The organism is Macrococcus bovicus (genome assembly GCF_030376725.1).
Taxonomy (GTDB): Bacteria; Bacillota; Bacilli; order Staphylococcales; family Staphylococcaceae; genus Macrococcus; species Macrococcus bovicus.
This window is the reverse complement of sequence record NZ_CP128470.1, coordinates 1152546-1165941: the sequence shown is the minus strand read 5'-3', so window position 1 is coordinate 1165941 and position 13396 is coordinate 1152546. Positions and strand designations below refer to the sequence as shown.

General features: G+C 45.8%; 14 protein-coding genes. 11 read left to right on the top strand and 3 right to left on the bottom strand.

Going from position 1 to position 13396, the window contains the following annotated elements:
• The first annotated feature begins 85 nt into the window (after positions 1-85).
• The 6 genes from dxs (at position 86) to QSV55_RS06295 (ending at position 6345) form a co-directional block, all read left to right on the top strand.
• Positions 86-1972 (top strand): 1-deoxy-D-xylulose-5-phosphate synthase, encoded by a 1887-nt coding sequence (gene dxs, locus QSV55_RS06320; protein WP_289649543.1) that lies wholly within the window; start codon positions 86-88, stop codon positions 1970-1972.
• The gene (locus QSV55_RS06315) at positions 1953-2750 is read left to right on the top strand and encodes a TlyA family RNA methyltransferase (RefSeq protein WP_289649542.1); all 798 of its coding nucleotides are present in this window, start codon (positions 1953-1955) and stop codon (positions 2748-2750) included. The genes dxs and QSV55_RS06315 overlap by 20 nt, the downstream gene beginning before the upstream one ends.
• A gap of 80 nt (positions 2751-2830) precedes the next feature.
• On the top strand, positions 2831-3283 hold the full coding sequence (ahrC, locus tag QSV55_RS06310; RefSeq protein WP_133450717.1) for a transcriptional regulator AhrC/ArgR: 453 nt from the start codon (positions 2831-2833) through the stop codon (positions 3281-3283).
• A 15-nt stretch (positions 3284-3298) separates the two neighbouring features.
• Positions 3299-4966: a DNA repair protein RecN gene (recN, locus tag QSV55_RS06305; protein ID WP_289649541.1), complete on the top strand. Its 1668-nt coding sequence runs from the start codon at positions 3299-3301 to the stop codon at positions 4964-4966.
• 17 nt (positions 4967-4983) lie between these two features.
• Positions 4984-5637 (top strand): response regulator, encoded by a 654-nt coding sequence (locus tag QSV55_RS06300; protein ID WP_133450715.1) that lies wholly within the window; start codon positions 4984-4986, stop codon positions 5635-5637.
• A 3-nt stretch (positions 5638-5640) separates the two neighbouring features.
• Positions 5641-6345 (top strand): glycerophosphodiester phosphodiesterase family protein, encoded by a 705-nt coding sequence (locus QSV55_RS06295; RefSeq protein ID WP_289649540.1) that lies wholly within the window; start codon positions 5641-5643, stop codon positions 6343-6345.
• 6 nt (positions 6346-6351) lie between these two features.
• On the opposite strand, the gene QSV55_RS06290 is transcribed toward QSV55_RS06295, so the two are convergent.
• A complete protein-coding gene (locus QSV55_RS06290) occupies positions 6352-6582 on the bottom strand; it encodes a DUF2627 domain-containing protein (RefSeq protein WP_133429027.1) in 231 nt (76 codons plus the stop codon).
• A gap of 265 nt (positions 6583-6847) precedes the next feature.
• Between QSV55_RS06290 and QSV55_RS06285 the strand changes: the two genes are divergently transcribed.
• From QSV55_RS06285 to QSV55_RS06270, 4 genes are all read left to right on the top strand, one after another.
• Positions 6848-7942, top strand: a complete 1095-nt coding sequence (locus tag QSV55_RS06285) for a Glu/Leu/Phe/Val dehydrogenase dimerization domain-containing protein (RefSeq protein WP_133450713.1) — start codon at positions 6848-6850, stop codon at positions 7940-7942.
• A 70-nt stretch (positions 7943-8012) separates the two neighbouring features.
• Entirely contained in the window at positions 8013-8450 is a 438-nt protein-coding gene (locus QSV55_RS06280) for a BrxA/BrxB family bacilliredoxin (protein WP_289649539.1), read from the top strand.
• Positions 8451-8485: 35 nt separating this feature from the next.
• The gene (locus QSV55_RS06275) at positions 8486-9451 is read left to right on the top strand and encodes an aromatic acid exporter family protein (RefSeq protein WP_289651060.1); all 966 of its coding nucleotides are present in this window, start codon (positions 8486-8488) and stop codon (positions 9449-9451) included.
• 186 nt (positions 9452-9637) lie between these two features.
• The gene (locus tag QSV55_RS06270; RefSeq protein ID WP_133450711.1) at positions 9638-10747 is read left to right on the top strand and encodes a M20/M25/M40 family metallo-hydrolase; all 1110 of its coding nucleotides are present in this window, start codon (positions 9638-9640) and stop codon (positions 10745-10747) included.
• An 18-nt stretch (positions 10748-10765) separates the two neighbouring features.
• Here the strand turns inward: QSV55_RS06270 and QSV55_RS06265 are convergent, their stop codons facing one another.
• Complete coding sequence (locus tag QSV55_RS06265) at positions 10766-10960, bottom strand: hypothetical protein (protein WP_133450710.1); 195 nt, start codon at positions 10958-10960, stop codon at positions 10766-10768.
• Between the two features lie 149 nt (positions 10961-11109).
• On the opposite strand from QSV55_RS06265, the gene gndA reads away from it, so the two are divergent.
• Complete coding sequence (gene gndA, locus QSV55_RS06260) at positions 11110-12513, top strand: NADP-dependent phosphogluconate dehydrogenase (protein ID WP_289649538.1); 1404 nt, start codon at positions 11110-11112, stop codon at positions 12511-12513.
• Between the two features lie 41 nt (positions 12514-12554).
• On the opposite strand, the gene QSV55_RS06255 is transcribed toward gndA, so the two are convergent.
• Positions 12555-13388, bottom strand: a complete 834-nt coding sequence (locus QSV55_RS06255; RefSeq protein WP_289649537.1) for a helix-turn-helix domain-containing protein — start codon at positions 13386-13388, stop codon at positions 12555-12557.
• Positions 13389-13396 lie beyond the last annotated feature (8 nt).

Below are 13396 nucleotides of genomic sequence, written 5' to 3'. Positions count from 1 at the left end.
AAGCCGTTATGGCTTTTTTGTTCATTATGGCTCACAGTGCTATAATATAACTTAATTAATAATTGAGACTGTAGGTGGAAAACGCATGGATGTTGACAAAATTAAGACTCCATCAGATATTAAAGGTCTGTCAGATGAGGAGCTAATCCAGTTAAGTAAAGAAATCAGAAAGTTTTTAATAGAGAAATGTGCAGTGACCGGGGGACATATCGGGGCGAATCTTGGCGTAGTTGAGCTGACGCTTGCTCTGCATAAGCATTTTGACAGTCCAAAAGACAAACTTATTTTTGACGTCGGTCACCAGGCTTATATTCATAAAATATTGACGGGCAGAGCCGACCAGTTTGATCGGTTGAGACAGCATAATGGCTTAAGCGGGTTCCCTAAACGCTCAGAAAGTGAACATGATGTATGGGAAGCAGGCCATAGCTCAACATCGCTGTCTGCTGCCATGGGGATGGCTAAAGCACGTGATATTATGGGGGAATCCTATCATGTCGTGCCTATTATCGGTGACGGCGCACTGACCGGGGGGATGGCGCTTGAAGCACTCAACCATATCGGACATGACAAAACCAATATGACGATCATTCTGAATGATAATGAAATGAGTATCGCGCCTAATGTCGGCGCCATGCACAATATGTTCGGACGGCTCCGTACCAACCAGAACTATAACCGGGCAAAAGTGGATATTGACGGCTTTCTCAGCAAGCTGCCAGGCGGTCATAAGCTACGGGATTCAGCAGACCGTATTAAGGACAGCCTGAAGTATCTCGTTGTCGCCGGTGTTTTCTTTGAAGAGCTGGGCATCAAGTACATCGGTCCGGTCGATGGCCATAGCTTCCGGGAACTTGGCGAAGCGATTGAGACTTCTAAACGGATCAATGGTCCTGTACTGATTCATGTGATCACAAAGAAAGGAAAAGGCTACGAGCATGCTGAGAATGATAAGATCGGCACGTGGCATGGACTTGGTCCTTATAAACTGGATACAGGAGAACAGATTAAAGGCAGTGCCACTGCACCGAGCTGGAGCCAGCTGATGAGTGATAATGTCATGGCGCTTGCAGAGAAGGATAAGAGAATTGTGGCGATTACGCCTGCGATGCCAGTCGGCAGTAAACTGACGAAATTCCAGCAGCAGTTGCCTGACCAGTTCTTCGATGTGGGTATAGCTGAACAGCATGCGGTGACAATGGCGGGCGGACTTGCCGCGAATGGAATGCTGCCTTACGTCGCCATCTATTCGACATTTATGCAGCGTGCCTATGATCAGGTGCTCCATGATATTGACCGCCAGAATCTGCATGTGGTCTTCGGAATTGATCGCTCAGGACTTGTCGGCGCTGACGGCGAGACTCATCAAGGGGTATTTGACATTCCGTTTCTGACGCATCTGCCGAACATGACCGTGATGATGCCGAAAGATGAGGATGAAGCGGCGAAGATGGTCTACAGTGCGTTCAATGACTATAGCGGACCGCTTGCTATCCGTTACCCTCGTGGCAATGGTCTCGGGGTAGAAGTCACAGATAAAACGACCGGCGTACCTTATGGCAAGTGGGAAGTGCTGAGAGAAGGCCGGGATGCCGTAGTCCTGTCGTTTGGACCGACACTTCAGCCGCTTCTGGCAGCACAGGAGATACTTCTGAAAGAGGGCATCAACATTGAAGTCGTCAATGCACGGTTCATCAAGCCGCTGGATACTGCCTATCTCGATCAGTTAAATGAGCGGCAGATTCCTGTGATGACGGTGGAGGAATCCATCCTGACAGGCGGTTTCGGCTCTCTTGTGGTCAGCTATTTCAATGACAATGGTTTTGCAGTGCCTGTCAAGAGACTGGGTATCCAGGATGAATATATTGAGCAGGGTGAAGTGGACCAGCTGCTGCAGGAAATCGGGCTGACCACTGCTCATTTTGTAGATGAAATCAAGCAGATGGTACAGAATGAAAAAACAGAGAATTGATGACTGGCTCGTTGAACGTGAATATTTTGAGACTCTGGATGAAGCTCGGCGGTTTATTATGGCGGGTAAAGTACTGAATGAACATGAGCGTATTCATTCGGGCGCTGAAAAAATCAATCCTGCCGAAGCTAAAATCAGGATCAAGGGACTGGACAAAAAATACGTCAGTCGCGGAGGACTGAAGCTGGAAAAAGCCATCAAGGAATTTAATCTCAAGCTGAAGGACCGTATCCACGTGGATATTGGTTCTTCTACCGGCGGCTTCACCGATTGCGCGCTGCAGAACGGTGTCAGCAGAAGCTACGCTATTGACGTAGGGACAAACCAGCTTGCCTACAGCCTGCGGATTGATCCACGGGTAACGGTAATGGAACAGACCAATTTCCGCTTCGTGACAGCGGAAAGCTTTCCTGAACTGCCCGACTTTGCGTCGATAGATGTCAGCTTCATATCGTTATCGCTGATATTACCGACCCTTCATAACATCCTGAAACCTGGGGGTGAAGTGGTCGCCTTGATCAAACCGCAGTTTGAAGCCCATAGAGAAGAAGTAGGTGACAAAGGGGTGGTCCATGATAAAGGAGTCCACAAAAGAGTGGTGAAGGAAGTCATGGCTTGTGCGTTGAAGCATCACTTCAGTGCTGAAAATCTGACGGTGTCACCTATTAAAGGTGCGAACGGTAATATTGAATATTTGATCTATCTGGTGCATGAAGAGAAGCCTCATGCCATAGAAGATGCACTGATAGAGGATATAACCTGTAAGACAGCCGATTAAAATTATTTAATCGGCTATTTTAATAGGCAAGAAGTCAGTTATATGCTAACATAATGTATAAATATACAGGGAGGACCATCATGGCGAATAAAACAATGCGTCAGATTAAAATCAGAGAAATTATCTCCAACCAGCAGATCGAAACGCAGGAAGAGCTGGTTGAAAAACTGAATGAAGTCAACCTGAACGTGACGCAGGCCACTATTTCACGTGATATCAAGGAACTTCAGTTGATCAAGATACCTACACCAAGTGGCCAATATGTCTATAGTCTGCCTAAAGACCGCAAATTTCATCCATTAGATAAACTGGGACGTTATTTAATGGATTCTTTCGTTAAACTGGACGGCACCTCAAACCTTCTGGTCTTAAAGACTTTGCCTGGCAATGCGCAGTCTATCGGCGCGATTCTGGATCAACTTGAATGGGAGGAAATTCTCGGTACCATCTGTGGGGATGATACATGTCTGATTATTTGTCGGGATGAGAAAGCAGGTCAAGTAGTCACTGAACGATTGTTCAATATGTTATAGTTGGGGGATTAATTTATGCTACAGACATTATCCATCAGGCAGTTCGCCATCATAGATGAACTGAGTATTGAAATCAAAGAAGGTCTGACAGTCCTGAGCGGGGAAACAGGCGCCGGCAAATCGATTATTATTGATGCCATTTCCATGCTGATCGGTGCAAGAGCAAGCCAGAACCTTGTGCGCCACGGTGAAAATAAGGCTGTCATTGAAGGTGTCTTCGATATTGATGATAACCCGAATGTCAGACAGCTGCTTGAAGAAAAAGACATTGATCAGGATGACTTTATGATTGTTAAACGGGAGATCATGAAGACAGGTAAAAGCATCTGTAAGATCAACAGCCAGACTGTCACACTATCTGAACTGAAACAAGTGATGCAGGAGCTGCTTGACATTCATGGTCAGCACGAGACGCAGCATCTGCTGAAGTCGAAATATCATATCCGCTTGCTGGATGAGTTTTCAGGTGGCCGCTATCAGGCCATTTTAGACGAATATACAGACGCCTTTAAAATCTATCAGGAGAAGAAGGAAGAACTGAGAAAACTGGAACAGAAGGATGAATCATTGCTCCAGCGGCTTGATCTCATCAAGTTCCAGCACAATGAACTGACGCAGGCTAAACTTGTGGCGGGCGAGGTCAATCAGCTTAAGGATGATATCAATCGCCTTCGAAACTTTGAAAAGCTGAATCATGAGCTGACGAAAACGGTTAACTACTTAAGTGATGAGAACAATATCATCGATAAGTTATTCGATTTTAATGAGTCCTTGAAGGAAATCGATGAGATTCTGAAAGGGGAATATGCCTCGCTGCTGGAAGAAACAAATAGTGTCTACTATTTGCTTGAAGATGCCAAGCACCGGCTATATGACGAACTGACGTCCAATGAATATGATGAAAATCTTCTGAATGACATGGAAGCAAGAATGAATCTGATTCAGCAGTTTGAGCGGAAATACGGTAAAAATCACGACGAACTGATACTGCTTATTGATGACCTCGAGACCGAGATCAATCAGATCGAGAATCTTGAAGAGAGCACCTCACAGCTGAAAAAAGAAATAGAATTACAGTATCAGAAGGTGATAGCAAAAGGGACACAGTTATCCAAGGAACGTCGGACGGATGCGCTTGACTTGCGCCACAAGATTCTTGATGAGATTCATCATCTGGAGATGAAGAGTGCTAACTTTGAAATCGCATTTTCTAAAACTGAACCTACATTAGCAGGGCTTGAGACGATTGAATTTATGATCAGTCCGAATAAAGGCGAACCTTTGAAAGGACTGGATAAGATTGCCTCCGGCGGTGAGTTATCTCGTATCATGCTGGCATTGAAGACGATCTTTGCTGAAAACAGAGGGCAGACAGCCATTCTTTTTGATGAAGTGGATACTGGCGTCTCTGGTCGTGTCGCCCAGAAAATGGCTGAAAAGATGAAACAGATCGCGCAGCATATACAGGTTATCTGTATATCTCATTTGCCGCAAGTAGCGGCCATCAGTGATCATCATCTCTTCATCGAAAAGCACGAGCGGGACGACCGGACGATAACCACTGTGACGGAGCTGACTGGAGATGACAAAGTAAAAGAGGTCGCACGTATGATATCTGGAGTTGAAGTGACACCTCTGACGCTGGAGCATGCAGCTGAACTCATCTCCCAGAATAAAGATTAAGATAAAGGATGAGATAAATGGCAATCCGCGTAGCAATAATAGAAGATTCACAGGAACTCGCTGCTGGTATTCATCGCTATCTTTCTTCCCAAGGAATGATGGTGACTGATATAGCCAATGACGGCCAGCGGGGCCAGGAACTGATTCAGCGGGGCAACTTTGATGTTCTGCTGCTGGATCTCATACTGCCGAACATTGACGGGCTGACACTTCTTAAAAACGATATTCCGGCTGACCGTCCCTATAAAGTGATCTGCTTCTCTGCCTTTGGCAAGGAGTCGATTCTCCATGAAGCCTTGACACTTGGCGGTGATTACTTTCTCCTAAAACCTGTCAAGCTCGAAGTCATTGCACAGACTATCCTGCGTATGACGGAACAGAAGGACTCGGATTTACTGAACGATTATTTCGCGCAGCGTTTAAAAGGGACTCAGTATATTTATGAGGCACTGAACATTCTTGAGCAGCATCCAGCCAAAATCAATCATCTTACAGGCGAACTTTATCCTGAGATTGCGCGTAAGTTTGATGTCAACAAAGCGACGATTGAACGGGCAATCAGACATGCGATCGAAAAAGCATGGAGAAATGGTCTTGAACAGCACTGGCAGGCAGAAGGTAAAATGGTACGGCCGACGACAGGGGAACTACTAGAATATCTGATGAGGTAGAACATGAAAATTATCGCACATAGAGGATACAGAGCAAAGTATACCGAGAATACCATGACTGCATTCAAGAAGGCTGTCCAGTACGGGGCTGATGGGATTGAACTGGATGTCCATCTGTCGCGGGATGGCGAGATTGTGGTCTTTCACGATGAACAGTTCAAGCGCATGGCCGGGCATCCAGGCTTTATTCATGAGATGGATTATGAAGCGATCCGTAAAATTAAGCTGTTCTCAAAGACTGTCAGAAAAGAAAGTGTGCCGAGGCTGATTGAAGTGCTGGAACTTTTAAGAGATACCTCGTTGTCCCTGAACATAGAGATAAAGGCTGTCACTGACGGAATGCTCGAGCAGAAACTGGCTCAATTACTCATGAACTATGACACTTCTCAAATAGTGATATCCAGTTTTCATCCTGAATCCATTCTGAAGATGAAACAGCTTGCCCCTGACATAGAGACGGCACTTCTCTATACTAAATATATTGATCAGCCCTGGCTGTTAAAAGAGCGCTATCTCTTTGATGCCATACATACAGATACAAATTATACATCGCGTGAATACGCCGCATTAATCCAGTCTCACGATGTTCCGGTCCGTATCTATACCGTCAACAAAGAGCGCGACCTGCAGTACTGGCTGGAGTCAGAAGTGGCTGCCATTATCACGGATGAAGTGGAAACGGCAGTAAAACTGAAAAAAGAGAAGTAACGTCGGTTACTTCTCTTTTTTAGGTACTCTGTTATTTCGTTTTTCCATATGCAGAATATAGCCGCCGACAAATGCAATACCGAGAACTGAAAAGACAGCCCCTAACAGGAATTGGAGCCATATGTAATGCAGTTCCGGCACAAGGACACCAAATACGGCATCTCTCATCCATTTTATGCCCAGACCGGCCAGATAAATAGGAATAATCAGCACAAGAAGTGCTAAGATTTTTTGCATAATATCACCTGACCCTATTATAACTGAATGACCGGGAAATAAAAATAAGTTAACATTTAATTTTTAAAATACTATATTAATATAGTGTTAATTCAAGTTAAGATTTTAATAGATATCGGTGTAAACGCTTTATTGATTTAAAGTATTAGCAAAATTGTGTTTTTACGCGATTCTCTTTAAATTTTTATTTGTGGTTTAAAAATCAAAGTTTTTATGCAATAATATTATTGTAATAATTGAGAAAATCACGAAAAGGGGTAAAATAATGATTTTTGAGACTTTGGAGCAGTATGATTATGAGCAAGTGGTGTTCTGTCAGGATAAAGCGAGCGGACTTAAAGCGATCATCGCTATTCATGATACAACGCTTGGACCGGCACTCGGGGGCTGCCGTATGTGGCCGTATCAATCTGAAGAGGAAGCCATTGAAGACGCACTGCGTTTAGCCCGCGGCATGACCTATAAGAATGCAGCAGCTGGTCTGAACTTAGGTGGCGCTAAGACCGTGATCATCGGTGACCCTAAAAAGGATAAGTCTGAGGCGCTTTTCAGAGCACTTGGCAGATACATTGAAAGCTTGAATGGCCGTTATATCACAGCAGAAGATGTGGGGACTTCAGTCAGTGATATGGACACCATCCATGAGGAGACTGATTTTGTGGTCGGCCTCTCTGAAAGCTATGGTTCATCAGGCAATCCGAGTCCGGTGACAGCGTACGGCGTCTACCAGGCGATGAAGCGTACCGCAAAAGAAGCATTCGGCACGGATTCACTGAACGGCCTTAAAGTATCAGTGCAGGGCGTCGGCAACGTCTCTTATAAGCTCTGTGAATATCTGCATGAAGAAGGTGCGGAACTGATCGTGACAGATATCTTCCAGGAGTCTATTGACCGCGCTGTCAATGCCTTCGGTGCCACTGCTGTTGAACCGGACGCGATCTACGGTGTGGAAGCGGATATTTTCGCCCCGTGCGCGCTTGGCGGCATTCTGAATGACGAGACCATCCCTCAGCTGAAAGTGAAAGCGGTCTGCGGCAGCGCGAATAACCAGCTGAAAGACATGGAGAAGCATAGCGCCCAGCTCGCTGAGCGGAATATCATCTATGCCCCTGACTTCGTAGCTAATTCGGGCGGTGTGATCAATGTAGCAGATGAGCTTCATGGCTACAACGAAAAACGGGCGACAGATAAGGTGAAGGAAATATACAATCAGATGGATAAAATCTTCGAAATAGCTAAACGTGATCAGATTTCGACTGCATTAGCCGCTGAAAAGATGGCCGAAGAACGCATCGATCAGATGATGCGTGTCAGAAGTACATTCAGCCGTCATGAACATTCACTTATTTCAAGAAGATAAACCGGTATGGTAGATATCTCTTCAAAGTTTCGGTAAGATAAGGGTATCAAAAAACTGAAGAGGTGCTAGCATGGAAATGGATTTTAATCTCTATATGAACGAAGTCGTTGATACTGCAAGACGGGAAATTGAGGATGCAGGTTATCAGCAGCTGAAAACATCAGAAGAAGTAAAAGAAGCATTCAGTAAACCGGGGACAACATTTGTCATGGTTAACTCTGTCTGTGGCTGCGCAGGCGGTATCGCTCGTCCTGCCGCTGCACATGCGCTTCATTATGATAAACTACCTGATCAGCTTGTCACCGTTTTCGCAGGACAGGATAAAGAAGCAACTGCGACAGCTCGTGACTATTTTGAGGGGTATCCACCATCAAGCCCGTCATTTGCGTTACTGAAAGACGGTAAGATCGTCTCGATGATTGAGCGTCACGAAATCGAGGGACATGATCCGATGAGTGTCATCACGAATATTCAAGCCCTATTTGAGGAATACGGGGAGGAAAGATAAGCCGAGGGAAACCTTGGCTTTATTTCATGAAGACCATGAAACTGAATCCTTACCGTATCGGTTACCGCACACTGAAGACCGCTTTTGGCATGGCTATCGCGGTGATCATTGCCAAGTATCTTGGCGTTGTCAATTTCTCCTCTGCTGCTATTCTAGTCGTATTATGTATTAAAAACACCAAAATGAAATCTGTGCAGGCAGCGTGGGCACGTCTTGTCTCATGTGTGCTGGGACTTATATTTGCCAGCGTCATATTTGAGCTGATGGGTTATTACCCGCTGGTACTCGGACTGGTTGTCCTGCTTTTTATACCCGCGACTGTCGTGCTGGGGACACAGGAAGGCGTGGTGACCGCCTGTGTCATTATTCTGCATTGTTTCAACTCACAAGGCGTCAGCATAGGCTTCATGCTGAATGAGCTGCTGTTAATCATAGTGGGTCTATCCATCGCCTTGGTGCTCAATCTTTATATGCCGAACCGGACAAAGGAGCTCGATACGTTCAAGGTGAAGATTGAACAGGAGTTTCAGGTCATTCTCTCTGAGTTCAGTGAAGCACTTAAGTATGTGGATATTGTCCTCGACCATAAATTGATCGATCAGGTGCTCCTGACCATCGAGAAGGCTAAATCTGTGGCCTTTATGGATGTAGAGAATCACTTTGTACGGAATCAGAACTCTTATTATCACTATTTTGATATGCGGGGCAAGCAGGCGATCCTTCTTCACCGGATGGTTGACCTCATCAATGATGTCAGCCGTTCTGAGCAGCTTCATCTGCAGCTGAGTGAACTGATTCATGAGATGGGACAGAATATTTCAAGCAATGATCACACGGCCATCCGATTGCACGACCTCTATGCCATCCAGCTGGAGATGAGAGAGCATCCTCTCCCTGATCATTATGAAGCCCTCCATTCAAGGGCATCTGCTTTTCAGTTGCTGAGAGAGCTTGAGGCCTATTTGGTGATTAAATCGAAATTCGGTTCTTTAAGAAAATAAAAAAGTAATCTACTTCTGTAGATTACATCGTTAAAAAGGGTAGAATACTGGAGAGGATGAGAGCTGCTACGACAGCGATCAACAATAGAATGATCAGAATTCTTCTTGCATTATGATTCATGATGGATTCCTTTCTATTTTTTTTATTTATTATAACAAATTATTGAGATGATGAGGAGCGTTCATATGTTAAACAAAGAGCGGTTAGTAGACACATTTTTAGAACTTGTGCAGATTGACAGTGAAACAGGTCATGAAAGAGAAATAGCTGATCATCTGACGCAGGTGATGACGGATCTGGGTTACCATGTCATTGAAGACGACAGTCAGAAAGATACAGGCTTCGGTGCGGGTAATCTCATTATCAATATCGAGGGAGATGAATCCAGGAAACCGATTTATTTCTCCTGTCATATGGATACGGTGACGCCGGGGCAGGGGGTCAAGCCTGTCATTAAAGATGATATCATCTACTCGGATGGCACGACGATTCTCGGTGCCGATGACAAAGCTGGGGTTGCAGTGCTGCTGGAAACATTGACCGTCATCAAAGAGGAGAACCTGGCGCATGGGCCTCTGCAGATCGTGATTTCAGTGGGTGAGGAAAGTCAGCTGGTGGGTGCCAAGGCCTTTGATGCTGAATATCTGACGAGTGAATTCGGTTATGCTCTCGATTCCGGCAATGAAGTGGGGACTATCGTTACCGCGGCTCCTAGCCAGGCTAAGCTCGAAGTTCATATTACCGGTAAAACCGCGCATGCAGGTCTTGCACCTGAAGAGGGTATCAGTGCCATTAATATTGCTGCTAAGGCAGTCAGCCGGATGACACTTGGGCGTATTGATGCAGAGACGACTGCGAATATCGGCCGCTTTGAAGGGGGCACTGTAACCAATATCGTTGCGGACAGCTGCTTCATTCTAGCTGAAGCACGCAGCTTGGATCAAGGTAAGCTGGATCAGCAGGTCGCGCATATGAAGGAAACATTTGAACAGACAGCCGCTGAAATGGGCGGCAGCGCTGAGGTCCAAGTGACGCCGAGCTACCCTGCCTTTAACGTAGCAGAGGACAGTGAAGTCGTACAGATTGCAAAACAAGCAGCTGAGAATGTGGGTCTGTCACCTGTCCTGAAGAAAAGTGGCGGTGGCAGCGATGCGAATATCTTCAATGGTTTCGGGGTGCCGACACTCGTTCTTGCAGTCGGTTATCAGGACATTCATACGAAGCAGGAAAAAATGCCGATCAGTGAACTGGTCAAATTAAATGAGCAGGTGCTGGAAATCATCAGCCTTGTCTAAAACGAAGAAAAACACCTGTTACAGGTGTTTTTCTTCGTGATGACGTTGAAGTGCGGCAATCATCTGCTGGTTCTGTTCAGTGAGAACCTGGAAATGGCGCTCTTTCTGCTGATAGCTTTTATTGACAAGGGATGTCACCCACCAGACTAATAGGATAATGATGATAAAGGGCAGCAGATACAAGAAAATCGCAAAGAGATTAACAAAGGCCATATCATTCCCTCCCATACAAATATTTGAAACTATTATAACATAGAGCTGCTATATTCCAGTAATCTGCTGTGAATATAGTTCTCTTCTTAGTACGGTCATCCGCTCTATGTTATAATAATGAGGAAAATGAACAGGAAAGAGGTATCTACATGACGAAACAACAAATAGGTGTCATCGGACTTGCCGTAATGGGTAAGAATCTGGCTTGGAATATTGAATCTAGGGGCTATACAGTCTCTGTCTTTAACCGCTCCCCTCAGAAGACGGAGGAGATGGTAGCAGAATCTGAAGGAAAAAATATTTTCCCGACCTATACGCTGGAGGAATTTGTCCAGAGTCTTGAGACACCTCGTCGGATTCTGATGATGGTCAAAGCCGGGGAAGCAACAGACCATACGATTGAAAGTCTGATCCCCCACTTAGAGAAAGGCGATATTCTGATAGACGGAGGTAATACGAATTATAATGATACCATCCGCCGGAATAAATATCTGTCAGAAAAAGGTCTTAACTTCATCGGCACGGGCGTCTCAGGCGGTGAAGAAGGTGCGCTCCATGGTCCATCCATCATGCCGGGCGGCCAGAAGGAAGCCTACGAACTTGTCAGACCTATTCTGGAGGATATCGCCGCAAAAGCGGAGGACGGTAAACCTTGTGTCGCTTATATCGGACCGGACGGAGCAGGTCATTACGTCAAGATGGTGCACAACGGTATTGAATATGCAGATATGCAGCTCATCGCTGAGAGCTATCACTTGATGAAAAATGTGCTGAAAATGTCTCACGAGGAGATTGCAGACACATTTACTGAGTGGAACAAGGGTGAACTTGACTCCTATCTGATTGAGATCACAGCGGATATCTTCAGAAAACTGGATGAAGACGGCACGCCGCTTGTTGAGAAGGTGATGGATAAGGCCGGTCAGAAAGGTACAGGTAAGTGGACATCTATCAATGCACTTGATCTCGGTATCCCGCTGACGATTATCACGGAATCTGTCTTTGCACGTTTCATTTCATCTCAGAAAGAAGAGAGAGTCGCTGCCTCAGAAGCTTTTGATGCGCATGAATATGACTTCAAGGGTGATAAAGCAGAGTTTCTTGAACAGATCAGACAAGCTTTATATATGAGCAAAATCTGTAGTTACGCCCAAGGCTTCAGTCAGATGAAAGTGGCGAGCGATACGAACAGCTGGAACCTTCGTTTAGGCGACTTAGCGATGATCTGGCGTGAAGGCTGTATCATCCGGGCGCAGTTCCTGCAGAAGATCAAGGATGCTTATGACAACAATGCGGAGCTCAAGAATCTGCTGCTTGATCCATATTTCAACGGGATTGTCTCCCAGTATAACGGCTCTCTGCGCCGCGTAGCAGGTACAGCGATTGAAGCGGGTATCCCGGTCCCATCATTCGCAGCAGCGATCACTTACTTTGACAGCTACCGTGCCGAGGATCTGCCGGCGAATCTGATTCAGGCACAGCGTGACTATTTCGGTGCACATACCTATGAACGTAAAGATAAAGAGGGCATCTTCCACACCGAGTGGAAATAAGGCCGCAAATAACCCCTGCAGATGAGTCTGCAGGGGTTATTTTAGTCGATGGGTAGGTGGAAGAGAACTTTATTATGGGCGTTGTCGAAATCCAGCGGTTCATTCAGCTGGATGATATAGTAGTCATTTTTTCTGAAGCTCAGCATGACGGCTACTTGCTGCTCGATGGATTGCCAGATCTCATTGAAGATATAATCGAGATGGCCTCTTTCCTTGAAGACCGCAAACTTCTGATGATGCAGATGTTCTGTCTCAAGCTGTGTCGAGGCATTGCTCTCGATTCCGAGAAAGACCTCCAGACCGTAAGCATGCGGATGGATGACCATATATAGCGGGACACGATGGTTGGAGGTGAGGCGCTCCAGTCTGCCGTCCTGCTGGTAGCTATAAAGCAAGTCGGCCAGCAGAAAATGATGATACAGATCCCGGTTATGGATCTGCTCCCGGTAACCAATCATTCTCGCGAAATCACGTGATTGGATTAAATAGGGAAGAGGCGGCTTTTCTGTGACGCTGAACTTGACATAGAGACGTTTCAGCTGTTTAAGCTGCTCTTGATGTGAACGTGCCTGCAGGGGTGAAAGGCCATGATAATCTCTGAAATCCTCACTGAATGAAGCCGCATCCTGATACTGATACTGCTCTGCGATTTCGAGCAGACTGCTGCGGCCCTCCACAAGCTCTCTTGCCGCTTCAGTCAGACGTCTGTTCCTGATATATTCCTCGATATTCATGCCTGTAATCATCGTGAACGTCTGATTGAGATGAAAGGGAGTTTCTCCGATATGACGAGCTACTTCCTCCAGTTCAACCTGCCTGAGTAAATTATCTTCCAAGTAAACGATGGTCTGCTGAATCATGTTTAACGGTTCCATAGTGCCTC